14 protein-coding genes and 1 tRNA gene are annotated in these 18854 nt (G+C 63.3%); 6 read left to right on the forward strand and 9 right to left on the reverse strand.

Annotated elements, in window-relative coordinates; translation table 11 throughout:
- Positions 1-172: 172 nt before the first annotated feature.
- The 4 genes from E8M79_RS08365 (at position 173) to E8M79_RS08380 (ending at position 4281) form a co-directional block, all read left to right on the forward strand.
- Positions 173-850, forward strand: a complete 678-nt coding sequence (locus E8M79_RS08365; protein ID WP_137151475.1) for an XRE family transcriptional regulator — start codon at positions 173-175, stop codon at positions 848-850.
- Entirely contained in the window at positions 850-2433 is a 1584-nt protein-coding gene (locus tag E8M79_RS08370) for an ABC transporter substrate-binding protein (RefSeq protein WP_137151476.1), read from the forward strand. Before E8M79_RS08365 ends, E8M79_RS08370 begins: the two co-directional genes overlap by 1 nt.
- A 208-nt stretch (positions 2434-2641) precedes the next feature.
- A complete protein-coding gene (locus E8M79_RS08375) occupies positions 2642-3742 on the forward strand; it encodes a Xaa-Pro peptidase family protein (protein ID WP_137151477.1) in 1101 nt (366 codons plus the stop codon).
- The gene (locus tag E8M79_RS08380) at positions 3742-4281 is read left to right on the forward strand and encodes a GNAT family N-acetyltransferase (protein ID WP_137151478.1); all 540 of its coding nucleotides are present in this window, start codon (positions 3742-3744) and stop codon (positions 4279-4281) included. Before E8M79_RS08375 ends, E8M79_RS08380 begins: the two co-directional genes overlap by 1 nt.
- On the opposite strand, the gene E8M79_RS08385 is transcribed toward E8M79_RS08380, so the two are convergent.
- The 9 genes from E8M79_RS08385 to E8M79_RS08425 all read right to left on the reverse strand — a co-directional run bounded on the left by E8M79_RS08385 (position 4278) and on the right by E8M79_RS08425 (position 15785).
- Positions 4278-5228, reverse strand: coding sequence for a family 43 glycosylhydrolase (locus tag E8M79_RS08385; RefSeq protein ID WP_137151479.1), 951 nt, complete (start codon positions 5226-5228; stop codon positions 4278-4280). The two genes, E8M79_RS08380 and E8M79_RS08385, sit on opposite strands and share 4 nt — an antisense overlap.
- 55 nt (positions 5229-5283) lie before the next feature.
- On the reverse strand, positions 5284-6891 hold the full coding sequence (locus E8M79_RS08390; RefSeq protein WP_137151480.1) for an alpha-L-fucosidase: 1608 nt from the start codon (positions 6889-6891) through the stop codon (positions 5284-5286).
- Between the two features lie 41 nt (positions 6892-6932).
- Positions 6933-7853 (reverse strand): ABC transporter ATP-binding protein, encoded by a 921-nt coding sequence (locus E8M79_RS08395; RefSeq protein ID WP_137151481.1) that lies wholly within the window; start codon positions 7851-7853, stop codon positions 6933-6935.
- Entirely contained in the window at positions 7850-8878 is a 1029-nt protein-coding gene (locus E8M79_RS08400) for an ABC transporter ATP-binding protein (protein ID WP_137151482.1), read from the reverse strand. Before E8M79_RS08400 ends, E8M79_RS08395 begins: the two co-directional genes overlap by 4 nt.
- A gap of 100 nt (positions 8879-8978) precedes the next feature.
- Positions 8979-9836 carry an ABC transporter permease gene (locus E8M79_RS08405; protein WP_137151483.1) on the reverse strand — a complete coding sequence of 286 codons (858 nt, stop codon included), beginning with the start codon at positions 9834-9836 and terminating at the stop codon, positions 8979-8981.
- A 6-nt stretch (positions 9837-9842) separates the two neighbouring features.
- Positions 9843-10847: an ABC transporter permease gene (locus E8M79_RS08410; RefSeq protein WP_137151484.1), complete on the reverse strand. Its 1005-nt coding sequence runs from the start codon at positions 10845-10847 to the stop codon at positions 9843-9845.
- A 214-nt stretch (positions 10848-11061) separates the two neighbouring features.
- Positions 11062-12978, reverse strand: coding sequence for an ABC transporter substrate-binding protein (locus E8M79_RS08415; protein ID WP_205747893.1), 1917 nt, complete (start codon positions 12976-12978; stop codon positions 11062-11064).
- 263 nt (positions 12979-13241) lie between these two features.
- A complete protein-coding gene (locus tag E8M79_RS08420) occupies positions 13242-14753 on the reverse strand; it encodes an alpha-N-arabinofuranosidase (RefSeq protein ID WP_137151485.1) in 1512 nt (503 codons plus the stop codon).
- Between the two features lie 102 nt (positions 14754-14855).
- Complete coding sequence (locus E8M79_RS08425; RefSeq protein WP_137151486.1) at positions 14856-15785, reverse strand: helix-turn-helix domain-containing protein; 930 nt, start codon at positions 15783-15785, stop codon at positions 14856-14858.
- Between the two features lie 275 nt (positions 15786-16060).
- Here E8M79_RS08425 and E8M79_RS08430 point away from each other — a divergent pair.
- Together E8M79_RS08430 and E8M79_RS08435 are read left to right on the forward strand one after the other, a co-directional pair.
- Positions 16061-16134, forward strand: a tRNA-Gln gene (locus E8M79_RS08430).
- A 1027-nt stretch (positions 16135-17161) separates the two neighbouring features.
- Positions 17162-18802, forward strand: a complete 1641-nt coding sequence (locus E8M79_RS08435; RefSeq protein ID WP_137151487.1) for a globin-coupled sensor protein — start codon at positions 17162-17164, stop codon at positions 18800-18802.
- Positions 18803-18854: the final 52 nt, after the last annotated feature.

Consider the following 18854-nt stretch of genomic DNA (forward strand, 5'->3'; position numbering starts at 1 on the left):
CGGCGACCTCAAGGGTGGCGGCAGTCGTCGGGTTCTGGCTCAAGCGTGTTTCCTGTTGAGAAACAAGGTTCTACACCCGCAGATTGACTCTTCTGCAGATTGTGAAGCCCCTCACATTTCGCTTCCACCATACAGAAAACTTTGCTTATATCAAAAAAATTTTGGTGGTTTGATGACAAGTGCAGCGCTGACCAAAACTGATCCGCAGGGCCACCCCAGGGTAGGCGCCCTCATTCGCGCCCGTCGTCGCCAGCAGCATATGACGCTGGAGGCGCTGGGCAAAGCCGCCGAGGTTTCGGTGGGCTATCTCAGCCAGGTCGAGCGCGATCATGCCACGCCATCGCTGGGCACGCTGGCCCAGATCGCCGCCGCGCTGGGCGTGGGCATCGACTATTTCGTGTCGGCGCCCACGGCCAAGACGGCGCTGACCCGGGCAGGGGAGCGCAACCGCTTTTCTCTCGACGGCTCGTCCATCATCTATGAGCGCCTGGGTACCGACTTTCCCGGCAACATGCTCTCCAGCTTCGTCATGGAAGTGCCGCCCGGCTATCGCTCCGAGACCGTGGCGCATGAGGGCGAGGAAATCCTCTATGTGCTCGAAGGTGCCATCACCCAGCGGCTCGATGGCGACGAGATGATCATGAGCGCCGGCGACAGCCTGCATTTCCGCGGCAATCGCCCCCATTCGTGGTCCAACCACACCGACAAGCCCGCGCGCCTCCTCTGGACCGGCACGCTTGCCCTTTTCCGCTCATCGGCCAAGCCCTCGCGCCAGGCCGCTGCGGTTGCCAAACCCGGCCTGCGGCCGGTGAAGAACAAGAAGATCGTCAAACTCCAGGAGAAACGCTGATGAAACTCTTCCGCGCAGCCTTGCTGGCGACGGCGCTGGCACTGCCTCTGGGCAGTGTCGCCGCTATCGCCGCCACGCCTGCCGACGCCCTTGTCGTCGCGCAGAACATCGATGACATCGTCGCCCTCGATCCGGCCCAGGCCTACGAGTTCACGTCCGGCGAGATCAACACCAATGTGTATGATCGCCTGGTGGGCTATGAAGCCGAGGACACCACGGTGCTGGCGCCGGGCCTGGCCACCGAATGGGTGGCCGATGACGCCGCCAAGACCATCACCTTCACCCTGCGCGACGCCAAGTTTGCCTCCGGCAATCCCGTCCGCCCCGAAGACGTGGTGTTCTCCTTCACCCGCGTGATCAAGCTCAACCTGACCCCGGCCTTCATTCTCACCCAGCTCGGCTGGACCCCTGAGAACATCGCCGACATGGTCACCATCGATGGCAACAAGGTCATCGTGAAGTATGAGGGCGATTTCTCCTCCGCCTTCGTGCTCAACGTGCTGGCCTCGCGCCCGGCCTCCATCGTCGATGAAGCGCTGGTGATGGCCAATGAAACCGCTGGCGACATGGGCAATGCCTGGCTGAACACCCATTCGGCCGGTTCGGGCCCCTTCGTGATGACCGATTTCCGCCCCGCTGAAATCGTCCGCCTCACCGCCAATGAAAACTACTTCCGTGGCGCCCCCGCCATGAAGCAGATCCTGATCCGCCATGTTGCCGAAGCCGCCACCCAGCAGCTGCTGCTGAGCTCGGGCGACGTCGACATCGCCAAGAACCTGACCCCGGACCAGATTGCGGGCCTCTCGGCTGACACCATCAAGGTGGAAACCTATCCCCAGGCTGCCGTGCACTTCCTCTCCTTCAACCAGAAGGACGAAGACCTGACCCCGCCGGCCGTCTGGGAAGCCGCGCGCTACCTGGTCGACTATGATGGCATGACCCAGTCCTTCCTCAAGGGCCAGATGGAAAAGCACCAGGCCTTCTGGCCCAAGGGCTTCCCCGGTTCCTATGACGAGACCCCGTTCAGCCTCGACGTCGAAAAGGCCAAGAAGATCCTGGCCGACGCCGGCATCAAGACGCCGATCAATGTCACGCTCGACGTGATCAACGCCGCGCCCTTCACCGATATGGCACAGTCGCTGCAGGCCACCTTTGCCGAAGCCGGCATCAACTTCGAGATTCTCCCGGGCACCGGCGCCCAGGTGATCACCAAGTACCGCGAGCGCACCCACCAGGCCATGCTGCTGTATTGGGGCCCCGACTTCATGGACCCGCACTCCAACGCCAAGGCCTTCGCCTATAACTCCGACAACTCGGACGCTACCTACACCGCCACCACCACCTGGCGGAATGCCTGGGCTGTTCCGGATGCGCTGAACAAGGAAGTCACCGCCGCTCTGGCCGAGCCCGATCAGGCCAAGCGCAACGAGCTCTACATCGACATCCAGAAGCAGACGCAGGCGTCCTCGCCCATCGTCATCATGTTCCAGGCCGCGCTGACCATCGCCATGGCCAACAATGTCGAAGGCTATGTCAACGGCGCGACCTCGGACTTTGTCTATTATCGCCTCGTGACCAAGTAGTCCGCACCAAGCAATCGGCCGGCGCCTCCGGGCGCCGCGCCCACCACACGACAGTGTCCCCAAGCCATTGTCGTATCGGGGCCGGACCTCCTCCCTTTCGTGGCCCGGCCCCATTTGACTTGCCCCGGGCCATCACCGCCCCGTAAACGGTCACAGCGGCCCACCGCGCCCGCCCACTGCCGACTCCCTTTCCAGCATCGAGCCCACCATGAACGCCACTCTGCAAACCCGCCTCGCCAATCTGCGTGCCCGCATGGCGGCCACCGCGACCGATCTGGTGGTCATCGGGCCCTCGAGCCACATGCTCTACATGGCCGACCTGTCCCCGCATGGCGACGAGCGCCCGGTGCTGCTGATGATCAGCCAGAGCTTTGCCGGTTTCCTGATGCCCGCGCTCAATGTCGACAGCGCCCGCCAGCATACCGACCTGCCGTTCTTCCCCTGGGCCGATGCCGACGGCCCGGCCGCTGCGCTGGCCGAACTGATTGCCGCCACCGGCATTGACCGCACGGCGCCCTCCATCGTTCTGGACGAAACCATGCGCGCCGATTTCGCGCTGCTGGTGCTCGATACGCTGCCCGGCGCCAGCCGCCGCTTCACCAATGACACGGTGGGCTATCTGCGCTCGCGCAAGGACGCGGCTGAGTATGACGCGCTCAAAAAGAGCGCTGTGCTCAACGATGCCGCCATGGCCGCCGGCTTTGCCGCGCTGCGCCCGGGCATCACCGAGCGCGAAGTGGCTACCGTCATCCGCGATTTCTACAAGGCCAATGGCGCCACCACCGAGTTCTGCTCGGTGTGCTTTGGCCCCAATGGCGCTTTCCCGCATCACCACACCGGCGAGACCAGGCTGGCCGAGGGCGATGCCGTGCTGATCGACACCGGCGCACGCATCTATGGCTACCCCAGCGACATGACGCGTGTCGGCTTCTATGGCACCGCACCCGAGGGCTTTGGCCAGATCCACTCGATCCTTGACCGCGCCGTCGAGGCCGCCATCGCCGCTGCCAGGCCGGGCACCCCGGCCAGCGCCGTGGACAAGGCCGCCCGCGATGTCATCACCGCCGCCGGTTATGGCCCCAATTTCCTGCACCGCACCGGCCATGGTCTGGGCATCGACATCCACGAGACGCCCTATATCACCGCCACCTCCGACACAGTGCTCGAAGAGGGCATGGTGTTCTCCATCGAGCCGGGCATCTACCTGCAGGGGCGCTTCGGCCTGCGGCTTGAGGAGATCGTCATCATCCGCAATGGCGTCGCCGAAATCCTCTCCGACATGCCCCGCAGTGCCGTGGCGGTGGGCTGATGCCTGCGACCGGCACCCAGCCGCCCGTCCTCACCACAGACCGGCTGATCCTGCGCCCGCACACGGCCGATGACTTTGCCGCCTGCTGCGCCCTCTGGGCCGACCCTGAGGTCACTCGTTTCATCGGCGGCCGCGCGAGCACACCCGAGGAAGTCTGGGCGCGGCTGCTGCGCTATGCCGGGCTCTGGTCACTGCGCGGTTACGGCTATCTCCTGGTGACCGATCGCGCGACGGGCGCCTTGGTGGGCGAAGTGGGGCTGGCAGATTTCCAGCGCGACATCACCCCGGCCTTTGGCACGACGCCCGAGGCTGGCTGGGTGCTGCTGCCGCAGTATCATGGCAAGGGCCTGGCCCGCGAAGCGCTCCAGGCGCTGCTGGCCTGGGCCGATCGCCATTTCGCCCGCACCGTGTGCATGATCGATCCGACCAATGCCCCCTCGCTGGCCCTGGCGGGGCGGCTCGGCTACGCCGAATATGCCCGCACCAGCTACAAGGACCACGCCACCATTCTGCTCGAGCGCGGGGCGTCTGCCACCTAGGCGCGCAGCAGCGGGGCATTGCCCGCCACGTTACGCTCCAGCACCAGCACCCCATCGACCACGCGCAGCTTGCCATGGTGGATCGCCGTGCGCCGTGCCGCGATATCGGGCGGGCCCTCGGCCTGGCTGTGCTCGTTCCATTCCGGATGGGTGAAATAATATAGTACGGCGTGCTCCCCCACCACGACGACATCGGCATGGCGCGCCAGCCGCTTGTCGTCGCCGGCCAGCCCCGGCACATCGCCAATCAGCCCCTGCCATTGCCAGTTGCGTGCATCGCTGGAGCGATAGACGCCCTTACCGCGCCACTCGTCCACGATCATCCAGTGCCAGCCGCCCAGCACGAAGACATTGGGGCCCTCATGGCCGCGCCCGCCCTTGTCGCCGGGGATCACCTCGCCCTCGACGGTCCAGTCCATCAGGTTCGGGCTCGTCGCCGCCCAGGTGGCGGAATGGTTGTTCTCGTCCTTGTACCACAGGCGCCACAGCCCATCGGGGCAGGGCGCCACGGCAGCGTCGATCACCCGCGGGCTGCTCAGCGTCAGCGGCCCGACGCGGGTCCAGGTGCTGAGGTCCGGGCTGGTGTAATGCACAATGGTGCGCGGCACGCCCGGCCAGTCAGAGGGTATGCCGGAAATATAGCTGAGGAACATGTGATACTGCCCCAGCGCATAGATCACCTCGGGCGCCCAATGCGTATTGCCGCCCGGCACATCGCCGGGGGCGTCGAGGCCCGCCACCGTGCCGCGATAGCTCCAGCTCGCGCCGTCATCCACCGACACCGCCACCCCGATAGGACAGCCATGGATCCAGGTAAATTTCGGCCCCGGCGTGCTCGGTCGCCGATTGGTGTAGAACATCCACCATTCGTTGCTGCCCTCGCGGCGGATTACGGTGGGGTCCGCCGCGCCATCCTCGATCGGGTCGCGAAATATCGCCGTGCTCATCCTGCTCGCTCCTGATGTGTCCCGGGGGACCGATGGACGGCGGGCAGGGCGCCCGTCAGTCCACCAGCCCTGGGCCCTTGATGGTGATCGCCACGCCATAGGCATGGCTGGCGCCGTCCGGCAGGCGGACATGCAGCCCACGCGCGTCGCGCGTGAAGTCCAGCGGCGCATCCTGGCCGACGACCTCGACGCGCTCGACACGCCCAGCGCCGTGCGGCCCGCCTTCGGCAAGGCTACTGAGGCTCAGTGTGCCGCTGGCCGCGCCCAGCGTCAGCGCATTGAGTGCGTCGCCGCTGGTGGTGAAGCGGATATCGGCCGCGGTGAAGGCCTTGGCCTTGTCCTCGCCGAACATGCCCGAATTGACCTGGGTCGGGCCTTCGCCCGCCACCCGCCAGGGCCGGCTGCCAAAGATCGCCGCGCCAAAGCGCCGGTTCCAGTCGCCCACGCCCTCAACGATGGCGCGCTCCTGGCTGTCGATGCTGCCATCGCCCATGATCGGCACGCTCAGCAGCAGATTGCCATTCTTGGCCACCACGTCGCACAGCCTATGGATCACCGCTGCAGCGCTGACATAGCTCTTGGTCTCGAACAGCTCGCGCTTGTAGTGCCAATTGCCGATGCAGGTGTCGGTCTGCCAGGGATAGGCCTGGATCTCGGCGCGGAAGCCGCGTTCGACATCCTCCACCACGGCGCCCTGGCGCTCGACCGGCAGCTCCTTGGTGTTGATCACCGCCTGCAACTGCCCGCCATTCCAGCCCATCGAGGCATTGTAGAAATGCGCGGCGATGTCGAGCCCGGCCTGGCCCAGCGGCAGGTCGTAATTGTCGAAATAGATCAGGTCCGGCTGGTAGCTGTCGATCAGGTCCTTGCAGCGCCGGTACCAGTCGGTGACATAGCCGGGGTTGTTGGGCGGCAGCGCCTCGGTCCACACCAGATCATTGGCCTCGTGCCAGGCATTGGCCTCGGCAATCGATGTGATGCCGTCGGGCATGGGCATGCTGGGGCCGGTGTAGAGATCTTTTGGGTCCAGCCCCTCCCACCAGGTGCCAATGCCATCGGCCTTGGTGCGGCGCCAGGCGTCATAACGCTCGCCGGCGCGCGGCCCTTCGGGATCATAGCCATAGGCGGTCTGGTACCAGTGCCAGGCATGGGCGCCATGGTTGGAGACGCCGAACTTGAGCCCGCGCGCCCGGGCCTTTTGCGCCCAGATGCCGACGATGTCGCGCTTGGGGCCAATATTGACGCTGTTCCAGCCGTGCCAGGCGGAGTCATAGCAGTCCAGATTGTCGTGGTGATTGGCCAGCGCCACGAAATAGCGCGCCCCGGCGGCCTGGTAGAGATCGAGCAGGGCGTCGGGGTCCCAATTGTCGGCCGTCCACTGGTTCTCGATGTCGAGAAAGCCCACGTCGGCCGGATGGCCATAGTTGGCGCGGTGGAAATCGGACTGCTTGTCGCCCTGGATATACATGTTGCGGGCATACCAGTCGCCCGCGCCCGGCTGGCTCTGCGCGCTCCAATGCGCCCAGATGCCGAACTTGGCGTCCCTGAACCAGTCCGGCACCACATAATTGGCCTTCAGCGACGCCCAATCGGGCGCGAAGGGGCCTGTGGCCACGGCGGTATCCGCCGCAGGCCGGGGCTTGGAAGGACGGGGGCTGCTCATGCGGACTCCTGGGACGTAAGATAGTTCGAGTGACGAACTATCTATACGCGATCATAGGTCCTGACCATCCGCCCGTCGGGACGATCCACAAGCCGGCCCGGCCGGCGAACCAGCTCATTGGCCAGCTCGACCATGGCCGGATCGGTGGCCAGCTTGCCATCGCCCGCGTCTTCGGTGGAGAGCACGCTGGCCTTGAGCAGGCGCGAATAGGGATGCTCGGGATTGTCCAGCACCGTGCGGGCATCACCCATCTCCACGATCCGTCCGCGCTGCATGATGATCAGCCGGTTGGAGATGTAATAGGCCGTCGCCAGATCGTGGGTGATATAGATCACCGACACGCCCAGGTCATCGCGCAGGCTCTTGAGCAGGTTGACGATGCTCATGCGCAGGCTCGCGTCCACCATGCTCACCGGCTCGTCGGCCACCAGCAGCGGCGGATTGGGGATCAGTGCCCGCGCGATGGCGGCGCGCTGCAACTGCCCGCCGCTCATCTCATGCGGATAGCGGCCGCGCACTTCCGCCAGGCTCAGGCCCACCTTCTGCAGGGCACCATCCATGGCGCCGTCGAGATCGTCGCGGCTTTTCAACTTGAGGAAACGCTTGGCCGTCGATTCCAGATAGCGATCCACCCGCTTGAGCGGATTGAACGCCTCAAAGGGGTTCTGGAACACCGGCTGCACCTTGGCCATGAACTCAAGGCGTTCCTGCCGCCCCACACGATGGCTCACCGTCTTGCCGGCAAAGCTGATCTCGCCGCTCGTGGGCAATTCCAGCCCCAGGATCATGCGGGCCAGCGTGGTCTTGCCCGAGCCGGATTCCCCAATGATGGTGAAAATCTCCGGCTTGTCCGACGACAGCGTCAGATTGGCATCCTGCACCGCATCGACCACGCGCCGGCCCATCAGGCCACCGGTGGCAAAGCGCTTGTTGACATTGCGAACGTCCAGCAAAGTGCTCATGCCATCACCCCATGGGCGGCGTGCGGACTGACCAGCGGCTGCACATCCTGCCAGCGCCAGCAGGCGGTGCGATGGTCCTTGCCCACGGTCTCGAGCGGCGGCACTTCGGTGCGGCACTTGTCCACGGCCAGCGGGCAGCGCGGATGGAAGCGGCAGCCCTTGGGCGGATCGGCCAGATTGGGCGGCCGCCCCTCCAGCGCCGGGCGCTGGGTGGTGTCGCCAATGCGCGGCAGGCTGGCCACCAGATGAGCTGTGTAGGGGTGCTTGGGCGCAAAGAACATCTCGCGCGTCGGGCCTTCTTCCACCAGCCGGCCGGCATAGATGATGCCGACGCGGTCAGCCATATTGGCGTGTACGCTCATGTCGTGGGTGACGAAGATCACCGAGCTGCCCATGTCCTGCTGGATTTCGCGGATCAGCCCCAGCACTTCCTTTTGCACCACCACGTCGAGCGCCGTGGTGGGTTCGTCGGCAATGACGAATTCGGGGTGGCATACGGTGGCCAGTCCAATGGTCACACGCTGCCGCATGCCGCCACTGAGCTCATGCGGATAGGCGCGCAACACATCGGCCGGCAGCTTGAGCCGCTCGAGATGGTTCAGGATGCGCGCCCGATAGGCCTCGCCGGTCAGCCCCAGCGGCCGCATGGCGAAGTCCTCAAAAGTCTTGCCGATCCGGCGCAGCGGATTGAGCACGCTCATTGAGCCTTGCATGATGTAGCTCAGCCGGCGCCAGCGCACGGCCTCGATTTCCGCCGGACTGGCCGTGGCCACATCGATGGGACCGGACTTGAAGTCATACTTCACCGAGCCCGCCACAATGCGCAGTGGCGGTCGGATGGCGGCCGCGAGCACCTTGATAAAGCTGGTCTTGCCCGACGAGCTTTCGCCGGCGATGCCATAGACCTCGTTCTTGCGGATGGTCATTGTGATGTCATCGACGGCCCGCACTTCGCGGGTCACGCCGAAATAATTCATCTGGTAGTAGGCCTTCAGGCCGTCGACCTTGAGAAGATCCTGGGTCATGCGCAGAACGCTCCGGATACGCGAAGATCAGTCATTCGACAGCTTTCCCCGTGCAGGGCAGTACTGAATGACGCGAGGGGCGGCTTGGCTGATTGGTCCCTCATGCGCCCATCCTCCGCAGGCGGCTGCGCGGGTCGATGTATTCATTCATGCTGACGGCCAGCAAGAACAGGCCCAGGAAGGTCATCACGATCAGGATGACTGGAATGACGATCCACCACCACACGCCCACCACCATGGCCGAGTGGCTATTGGCCCAGTACAGCACCGTGCCGATGGTGGGATTGTTGATATTGGTGAAGCCCAGTACCGCCAGCGTGACCTCCAGGCCAATCGACCAAAGCATGTTGTTCATGAAGGTGGAGAACACGATCGGCATGACATAGGGCAGGTGCTCTTCGAGCAGGATCTTGCGGGTGCCCATGCCGGCAAACACGGCATGGCGGGTGAACTCGCGATGCTTGAGCCCCAGCGCCACCGAGCGGATGAGGCGGGCATCGAATGGCCAGCCAAAGCAAGCCATGATCAGCGCCAGCGTGAAGCTGTTCATGTCATTGCGCAGCACGAAGTAGAACAGCACCAGCACCGGAAAGATCGGCACGGCCACAAAGATATCGTTCACAAACATCAGGGCGCGGTCCACCCAGCCGCCGACGTAGCCGCTGAGCAGGCCCACCGTCAGGGAGATCACGCGCGAGATCACGGCCACGATAATGCCAAAGCTCAGCGAATTGCGCAGGGCGGTGCTGAGCTGCCAGAACATGTCCTGGCCGCGTGAATTGGTGCCAAACCAATATTGCGCCGAAGGCGGCTGGTCGGGGATGGTGATGTAGATCAGCGACGGATCGACCGGCGAGAAAAAGCTCAGCAGGGCGAACACCACGATAATGCTCACCAGTACCAGCCCGATGGCAAACTCGATGTTGTAGCGAATGAGGTCACGAAAAACGGCAAACATGGCTGGTTACTCCGCCCGCACACGGGGATCGAGCAGGGGATGGAGCAGGTCCACGATGAAGATAGCCAGGGCCACCGCGGTCACCGACACGGTCGAAACCGCCAGCACCAGGGTTGAGTCACCGGCATTGACCGCATCGATCAGCAGCGAGCCCAGGCCCGGATAGTTGAACACCTGTTCGGTAATCACGGTGCCCGAGAACACGCCGCCCAGTGCCATGGCCAATGCCGTCAGCTGTGGCACCAGGGCGTTGCGGATCACATAGCCATTCACGATCGTGGAGTGTTCCACGCCCGCCAGTTCGGCATAGGTGACATAGTCCTCGGTCACCACATTGGAGACCAGCGCCCGCATGCCGAGGAACCAGCCGCCAAAGCCCACCAGAACCAGAGACGCCGCCGGCAGGATCGCATGCTGCAGGATCGAGCTGATGAACGGCCAGTTCCAGCCCGGAATGACATTCATGGCAAACCCGCCCGAAATGGGGAGCACGGGCCAGAGAAAGCCGAAGATGATCAGCAGAATGAAGGCGACGATATAGTATGGCACCGGCTGGATGCCGATCGCCACGATGCCGAAGGCCTTCAGAAGCCTGTTGTTCTGGTAATAGCCGGCAAGGCCGCCCAGGAAATTGCCCACCACGAAAGTGATCAGCGTCGCCAGCGTCAGAAGGCCGACCGTCCAGGGCATCGCACGGCCAACCAGGACCATCGCCGGCGTCGGAAAGGCCAGCAGCGACGGCCCCAGGTCGCCCCGGAACAGGCGCAGCCAGAAGTTGAAGTATTGGTTGAGGATGGGTTCGTCCACGCCATAGAGCTCGGTCAGAGCCGCCCGCATGGCGATAATGGCCTCAGGCGCCGAGTTCGAGCGCGCCGTCATGCGCCCCAGCACCGCTTCCACGGGGCTGATGGGCGACAGATGTGTCACCAGGAATGTCGCCGACACGCCGAAAAAGATCACTGCCAGCAGTTGCAGCGTGCGTTTTCCCACAAACCAGAGATAGCTATTCATTCGGTCTCCTCAGCGGCCCGCCAACCCGGATATTCGGCATGGTTGTGGACCTGCAGTGCTGCCTGCCGCCTGGTCACCCCGGGGGCGATCAGATGGCATCACCCCCGGACATCGAGGGCGAGCCGGTGGGGGCATGTCCCCACCATCACAATTGCTTGGCCAGTGTGTCACGAAGTGGCCCGGCCCGTAGGCCGGACCACCCGGGAGGGACCGGTTACGAAACCGGCGTAATCTGGGTGAAGATATACTTCGCATTCGCCCAGTTGGTAACGGGGTTCGCATAGGGCTTGTCCGCATTCGGCCAGCCGGTCCAGTACCGGTTCGACTGAATGGAGAACACATTGTACGACATGATCGGGATGTTGGGCATTTCGTCCAGATGCAGCTTCACGAACTCATGGCCATATTCCAGGCTCTTGGGGTCGTTGAAGTCCACGGCACGCACCTTCTCGATGATCGCGTCCAGGCGTTCATCTTTCCAGCGCATCCAGTTGCGACCCGGCTGGATGGCCCCGACGTCGGCCACAAACTCGGAGTGGTAGCTGTCCAGGAAGAAGCTGATGTCGGGATGACCGCCCCAGGTCTCCACGGCCCAGGCGATATTGCACTCATAATTGCCAGCGCCCTGGCGATCCCAGCTGTCGGTGGCGATTTCTGCCGTCGCCTGCACACCGGCCTGCGCCCACAACTGGGCAACAATCACGCCAAGCCGGCCGATCACACCTTCCTGGGGCACCATCACCGAGAAGGCGAAGGGCTGCCCGTCGGGCATCATCCACTGGTTGCCGTTCTTGGTGAAGCCGGCCGCCGTCAGCAGCTCGCCAGCCGCTTCCAGATCCTGCTTCCACCAGCCGTAGCCGAAGGAGTTGCGGATTGCGGTCTCGTCGGTCGGCACCTGATCGCCGAACTGCGGCCGCACCATTTCGGCAATCTGCAGGCCGATCGTGGGATCGTATGGCTTGACCTTGCGGGTGCCGGTGTCGATCTCGTAATTTATCAGATAGTCCTGCAGCGGCGCATGGTAGTCGCGCGGATGCGTGCCGGTCGGCGGGATCGAGATCGCCGACAGCGTTGCCGCGCCGCGATAGCTGGCCATGCTCATGGCCTTGGCGTCGAGCATCAGCGCCAGGGCCCAGCGGACCCGCTTGTCCTGGAACTTGGGGTTCTGATGATTGAAGATCATCATCGGCAGGGTCGGATCGGGGTGCGCATAGGGGAAGCCGGGGAACCAGCCCTGGACCTGCGGATCGTCCTTGGTGATCGAGAACGTGCCTTCCGGCGACAGATCGTGGATCATGTCCAGATTGCCGTTGCGCATCTCGATCAGGCGATTGTCGGTCGAGATATTGTTCCGGTAGATCACATACTTTGGCTTGGGTTCGCCAACCAGACCCATGGTGGTCTTGTCCCAGTCGGCGCGCTTTTCCCACACATACCAGGTGCCGTTCGGATCGGACGAGTGCAGCGTGTAGGGCCCCAAGCTGAGCGGGGGATTGTAGTCGAACGACAGGATGTCCTCGACCTTTTCGAACACATGCTTGGGCATGATCCAGGCGCCGTTCCAGCGCACGCAGAACGTGCCGTGGAAGCGCGAATTGGGCGCCTGCAGCTTGAAGTGGACGGTGTATTTGTCCGGGGCGGTGACTTCGGCAACCTGGGTCGAGAAGGCGCCGCTCCAGGTCAGGCCGGGCGTCTCCATCTGCTTTTGCACGGTGTAGACCACGTCATCGGCGGTGAACTCGACGCCGTCGCTCCACAGGATGCCCTGGCGCAGCTTGACGGTCATTTCGGTGAAGTCGGCATTGTACTCCCACGGGCCTTCGGCCAGCGAGTAGTAGATAGCGTTTTCGCTCTTTTCGGGGATGCCGGCATCGGGGTCGATGAACCAGAGCGTATCCATGGTCAGCTGGTGCAGGCCATTGGACCAGCCGCCGCCACCGTTCACCCAGATGTTGAACCAGCTCGGATTGCGGATAACGCCTTCCGGATTGTGGACGATCACGGTCTCATTGCGCGGGAAATTATTCAGATCGGGGGCCGTGCCTTCGGCCTCCTGGGCAAAGGCCAGGCCCTTTGCGGAAATCAGAAGCGCACCAGCAGCGGTGCCCAGCATAAAGCTGCGTCTATCCATCAATTCCTCCCTTTGGGGCGCTTTGCGCACCCCCGTTGTAGAGGCGCCCTCCAGCGCCTTCTTAAGTCATACTTAACTGAGCCGAATGGGCTGTCAACGCACTTTCTGATGTAAATCTGATATGATGATATAGATGTGAAAAAGGCACATCGTTGCCGATGTGCCTCGTGTTGGAATGGCCCGATGGGTCGGCCGACAGGGTGCCGGCCGAACGCGCCAAACGGTCTTTTTCGTCGAAAGGGGAGGGGCTCGCCCTCCCGCAATCAGACCTTCACCCGCACCATCTGGTACGAATAGGGCGGCAAGGAGACGGTCAGATTGCCATTGGCAGCCTTGGCGCCGTCACCCTTGCGGGGCTTGACCTCATCCTGCTTGCCGGCCGTGTTGACGGCCTTCAGGTTCGGATGCGTCATCACCTGGTGATCCACCACCGTGCCGGCGGCAAAGCCCTGTAGGCTCACGTCGACATCAATGGAGTCGGTGGTGTGGCGATTGACCAGGAAGAAGGTCAGCGTGCCCTCGTCTTCATTGTGCACGCCCGAAATATCGACAAACGGCGTCTCTGCGGCATGGGTGGTGCTGTAGCTGGGCGAATTGACGATCAGATTGAGCGCCGTGCCGCGACCGAACACCGAAGCGAAGTAATAGGGGTAGTAGATGGTCTGCGCCCAGGCCGGGCCGCCCTTTTCGGTCATGATCGGGGCGATCACGTTCACCAGCTGGGCGATACAGGCAATCTTGACCACATCGGAGCGGCGAATGAAGGTGTTCAGGATCAAGCCCACCATCAGCACATCTTCGAAATTGTAGATGTCTTCGAGCAGGCCCGGCGCATGCGGCCAGCCGCCATTGCCCTCCAGGATCGCGCGATCCTGCTTGTTGGAATGGTACCAGACGTTCCATTCGTCGAAGGAGATATAGATGTCCTTCTTGCTCTTCTTCTTGGCCTTGACCTGCTTGATGGTCGACGCGACGGTCTCGATATAGCGGTCCAGCTTGTGGCTGAGCCCCAGGTAATCGGGCGTATTGTCGTCGCGGTTGGCGAAGTACATGTGGAGGCTGATGAAGTCCACATGGTTATAGGTGTGCTCGAGCACGATGCGTTCCCAATCGGGGAAGCTGGGCATGTCCATATGCGAGGAACCGCAGACGATCAGCTCCAGCGAGCTGTCGAACATGCGCATGGCGCGGGCCGTGTTGGCGGCCAGCTTGCCATATTCATCGGCATCCTTGTGGCCGACCTGCCAGGGGCCGTCCATCTCGTTGCCCAGGCACCACATCTTGACGTTCCACGGCTCCTTGCGGCCGTTCTTGATGCGCAAATCGCTCCAGTAGCTGCCGCCGGGGTGGTTGACATATTCGAGGAAATTGCGCGCCTCGTCGACGCCGCGGCTGCCCAGGTTGACGGCCAGCATCATCTCGGTGCCCACCGTGGCGCACCAGTCGGCGAACTCATGCACGCCCACCGCATTGCTCTCGGAGGTGTGCCAGGCCAGGTCCAGCCGCACCGGGCGCTGCTCGCGCGGGCCGATGCCGTCTTCCCAGTTATAGGCCGACACGAAATTGCCGCCGGGGTAGCGCACCACCGGGACATTGAGGTCCTTGACCAGCTTGGCCACGTCGCCGCGCATCCCGTCCTTGTCGGCCGTCGGATGGTCAGGCTCGTAAATGCCCTCATAGACGGCGCGGCCGAGGTGTTCCAGAAACGCCCCATAGACCCGGTCGTCGATCTTGCTGATCGTAAAATCCTTATGCGCGATTACGCTTGCCTTCACGGCCGCCTCCCACTGATCCCGTTTTTATGATTTGTATCACGTACCCCGTTGTAGACGAGGCCGGGAAGGGCACGCAAGTGGGGGCGGGCAGGTTTTTTGCGTTTAGCGCTCGGTCTGCAGCCGCATGATGATCTCCTGGTCATAATTGCCGAAGCCGCGACCGAAGATATTGATGCCGCCCGGATGCTTGGCATTGGGCTTGACCGCAATGCGCAGGCGGATCGAGTGATGGGTGGCCAGATCGAGGTCCACCAGCGACACCGGGGAGATCTTGACGCCATCGACATAGGTGCCGTCGGTGGTGACACGCCAGCTCTTGAGCTTGCCATATTGGCTGCCCTTGAGCTTCCACCAGTCCGGCGTATAGACGCCGCGCTTGTCGCCGAAATCGCCCGGGCTCATCCAGGTGCCGATTTCAGTGCCATTGACCGACAAGGTAATATCGCTCGGCCAGTCGGCCGAAGTGCCGGGCACTTCCGAGCTCAGCTCCATGGAAAACTCCATGGCCTCGATCACCGTCTGGCTCAGCTTGGCATTGTTGGGAAACTGATATTCCAGATAGCCGCGCGTGAACCAGATCAGCCCGGCCTTCATCCGGTCGGGGTCGAGGAAGGTATCGGGCACATCGAGCAGGCCGATAATGCCCTCGGTCGAGCACAGCCCGCAGGGCGCCGACACCTCGCAACTGGTATAGAGCCCAAGCGGCATCGCCACCTCAATGGTGTTGCTGGCCAGCGGCTTGATGTCTTCCTTGAACATCACCATGACTTCGTCGAACATCGAGTGGCAGATCTTCTGATTGCCCTTGCGGGCCTTCTGCGTCTCGGTGCGGATCAGCCCGGCGCTCTCCAGAATCTGGATATTGGTCGAGACGGTCGATTGGGGCAGGCCCAGCTTGTCGGCAATGTCATTGCCATTCATGGCGCCTTCGACATGCAGCAGCTTGAGAATCTTGACCCGGATCGGCGAGGCCAGCCCCTTGAGCACCTCCATGTCCTCTTCGGGGTCCACGACCAGAAAATTTCGGCTCATTTCGGCACTTTCAGGTCCGCTGCTGTGTGACAATCATATCTATCAGCATTGCTGATGCAATCGATATCACCAACTACGCCGCCGCACCCCCCCCGCCACGGCATGGCCAACGCCCCTCGTCGCCCGCCCGGACCTGCCCAGAGCCACCTCTCCCCAACCGATTTTCCTCCACCGTGCAAAACCCTGTCGCACACGCTTGCAATCTGTTTGCGCATTGTCTATGCAGACCCCGCGTCACGGCAAACACCACCGACGCCAGCGGGCCTCGCCCCTGCTGGGGAATAGTTCAACGGTAGAACAGCGGACTCTGACTCCGTCAATCTTGGTTCGAATCCAGGTTCCCCAGCCAAAAATCTCCTCAAAACATTGAAATTGCTGGTTTAATTCGTGGGTTGTGTGAAATCTTCACACAGACTCCCACACAAGGTCCCACACACGCCGACCCAAGAGAGGTCTGTATGGGTAACCGGCTGCCGTTCTGGCTTCGGCATGGTGCAACATCCTGCTGACGTCGTCCCCTGCTCGGTCCGTAGACAATGCGCCCGGAGTTCAGCCTCGGTGTCAAAGGCGAGCACCCGGTACAGCGCCTGTGCCTGGCTTGGTGACCCAAAGTGATCGTGCGTTTGCGGTATTGCGTATGGGTGGAATATGGCCTGATCGATAATCGCAGTCAGCCGCTCACGGTGGACAGCGACAACCGCACCAAGTCAAACAGCACGGCGATTCTGTGATGATCCAGGGATCTCTAGGTCGATCGGCTTCAGGTCGCTCCCGGCATGTCGATGCAGAGCGGCGTCGTCGTGCGCGTCAACCGAAGGACTCGCGACGATCATCCCAAAAAATGCGGTTCTCGTCTGGGGCCGAAGTGTGGGAGCCCAGCCGTGCATGGCCGGGCGGGCATAGCCGCCCAAGACCGCAATCGGCATTGGCTATTCCACGCCCGACGCGTTCGCCGCGCCATTGGCGCTGCAGAACGCGTCCGCGCGGGGCCGGACGCAGACCCAACTAACCCCCTCAAGGCCGGCGAGAATTTGGGGCGCAGGTCATGTTGCCGCCAACACGCGCTATCGCCCCATGCGGGCTTTGCTGGGTCAATGGTGGCTTGTCGATCGGCCGGGCTCGATGGCTTGCTCAGGTCCGCCCAGGTTTGCGTCTGGCCGGCATTCTGGCGCAGCCCTGTCCAGCTTGCGCAAGTCTTGTCCAGTCTGCGCAAGCCGGGGAGGTGGGCGGGGTCAAGCGCAGCATTTCGTTAACCCTGGCCGGTGAAGCGTCAGCACCGGTGAAACAGCGGCCTTTCGCCGACCATCTCGTCAACCGTCACGCGGGTCGCCCGCCCAGGCGCAAGGCCTGCGGCGATAGCAACAAGAGAGCACAGCATGACCCTTCCAGCCTGCGCGCAGCCAGCGGCGCCCACCCCGGAGGCGGGGATCCGCGACCTCGGCGACCGCCTGCGCTTCATGCGGATAACCGAGCAGAGTTGCGCCGCGATCCGCGCGCTCAAGACCGTTGTCGATCGGGAACTGCCGCTCGCCCTGGACAGTTTCTATCAGCAGGTGCGCGCAACGCCCCAGACCGCGCGCTTTTTTGCCTCCGATGAGCACATGGTGCGCGCCAAGGGCGCTCAGGTCGGCCATTGGGCCAATATCGCCAATGGTGACTTCAACGCCGATTATGCCGCCAAGGTGCATGCCATCGGCACGGTGCATGCGCGCATCGGTCTGGAACCGCGCTGGTATATTGGCGGCTATTCCCTGGTGCTGGAACATTTGATCAAGGCGGCGGTCGCTGCGCATTTCCCCAAGCCCAGGACGGGCCTGTTTGGGCGCCGCCGGGCGGCCGCGCAGGATGGCATGACCTCGGAAGCCTTTGGCGAGGCTCTGGGCAGCCTGGCCAAGGCTGTGTTGCTCGATATGGATCTGGCGATCTGTGTCTATCTCGACCAGGCGGAACGGGCCAAGCAGGCCGCGGAGGCCAAGGCGATTGCCGATGAACAACAGCTGGTGACGGCCAGTTTCGGCAAAGCCATCGCCAGCCTGGCAGACAAGGACCTGACTGCCGAGATCCATGCCGTGCTGCCCGGCGCCTATCATGCGCTGCGGGATAATTTCAACGCCTCGCTCCGATCACTGCGCGGGGCGCTGCATGCGGTTTCCGAAAGCGCCGCCCAGATCGCGAACGGGGCGCAGGAGATCCAGACGGCGTCCGACGATCTGGCCGCGCGCACCGAGCACCAGGCCGGCGCCGTGCAGCAGACCGCCGCAGCCATTGAGCAGATCACCGCGACCATTGCCGACACCAGTCGCCAGGTCGAGCAGTCCGCGCAGGCCACGCGCATGGCCCTGGACAGCGCCGAGCACGGTGGCACGGTCGCCTATACGGCCGTCGATGCCATGCACCAGATCGAGGCCTCGTCGACCCGGATATCGAGCATCATCAGCGTCATGGACGAAATCGCCTTCCAGACCAACCTGCTCGCGCTCAATGCGTCGGTGGAAGCGGCGCGCGCCGGAGAGGCGGGCAAGGGCTTTGCCGTGGTGGCCCAGGAGGTCAGGACATTGGCGCGCCGCTCGGCAGAGGCGGCCAAGGAGATCAAGGCGCTGATCGACACCTCGGCCAGGCAAGTGGTGTCCGGGGTGGATTCGGTGGTCGAGACCAGCAGTACGCTGGGCACCATCGTCGAGCAGATCCGCCAGCTCGACACCAACAGCACGGCCATCGGCAATGCGGCGCGGGAGCAGGCGATCTCCATCCACGAGGTCAATGCCACCATTGTCGCCATCGAGCAGGGAACCCAGCAGAACGCCGCCATGGTTGAACAGGCAACCGCCTCTGCGCACAGTCTTGCCCAACAGGCCGAGCGGCTGTTTGGCCTGCTGGGCCAGTTCCACATCGGCCGCGACAACCGCTACGACGAGCGGGGCGCCCGGGACATGGCACCGGCCGCGCAGAGACCGGCTGCACCAGCCTTTCGCGGCCAGGGCAACGCAGCCATCCACGCCGATTGGGCCGAACTCTAGCGGGGCAGGGAGGCGACCACCTTGCGCTAGCCTATGTTCGCCAGTGCTGCGG

It is taken from the genome of Devosia sp. FKR38, assembly GCF_005222805.1.
GTDB lineage: Bacteria > Pseudomonadota > Alphaproteobacteria > Rhizobiales > Devosiaceae > Devosia.

What these genes read in the sequence shown, in the direction of transcription:
- E8M79_RS08365 (WP_137151475.1), top strand. Translation starts at nt 173, where the DNA reads ATGACAAGTGCAGCGCTGACCAAAACTGATCCGCAGGGCCACCCCAGG.
- E8M79_RS08370 (WP_137151476.1), top strand. Translation starts at nt 850, where the DNA reads ATGAAACTCTTCCGCGCAGCCTTGCTGGCGACGGCGCTGGCACTGCCT.
- E8M79_RS08375 (WP_137151477.1), top strand. Translation starts at nt 2,642, where the DNA reads ATGAACGCCACTCTGCAAACCCGCCTCGCCAATCTGCGTGCCCGCATG.
- E8M79_RS08380 (WP_137151478.1), top strand. Translation starts at nt 3,742, where the DNA reads ATGCCTGCGACCGGCACCCAGCCGCCCGTCCTCACCACAGACCGGCTG.
- E8M79_RS08385 (WP_137151479.1), bottom strand. Translation starts at nt 5,228, where the DNA reads ATGAGCACGGCGATATTTCGCGACCCGATCGAGGATGGCGCGGCGGAC.
- E8M79_RS08390 (WP_137151480.1), bottom strand. Translation starts at nt 6,891, where the DNA reads ATGAGCAGCCCCCGTCCTTCCAAGCCCCGGCCTGCGGCGGATACCGCC.
- E8M79_RS08395 (WP_137151481.1), bottom strand. Translation starts at nt 7,853, where the DNA reads ATGAGCACTTTGCTGGACGTTCGCAATGTCAACAAGCGCTTTGCCACC.
- E8M79_RS08400 (WP_137151482.1), bottom strand. Translation starts at nt 8,878, where the DNA reads ATGACCCAGGATCTTCTCAAGGTCGACGGCCTGAAGGCCTACTACCAG.
- E8M79_RS08405 (WP_137151483.1), bottom strand. Translation starts at nt 9,836, where the DNA reads ATGTTTGCCGTTTTTCGTGACCTCATTCGCTACAACATCGAGTTTGCC.
- E8M79_RS08410 (WP_137151484.1), bottom strand. Translation starts at nt 10,847, where the DNA reads ATGAATAGCTATCTCTGGTTTGTGGGAAAACGCACGCTGCAACTGCTG.
- E8M79_RS08415 (WP_205747893.1), bottom strand. Translation starts at nt 12,978, where the DNA reads ATGGATAGACGCAGCTTTATGCTGGGCACCGCTGCTGGTGCGCTTCTG.
- E8M79_RS08425 (WP_137151486.1), bottom strand. Translation starts at nt 15,785, where the DNA reads ATGAGCCGAAATTTTCTGGTCGTGGACCCCGAAGAGGACATGGAGGTG.
- E8M79_RS08435 (WP_137151487.1), top strand. Translation starts at nt 17,162, where the DNA reads ATGACCCTTCCAGCCTGCGCGCAGCCAGCGGCGCCCACCCCGGAGGCG.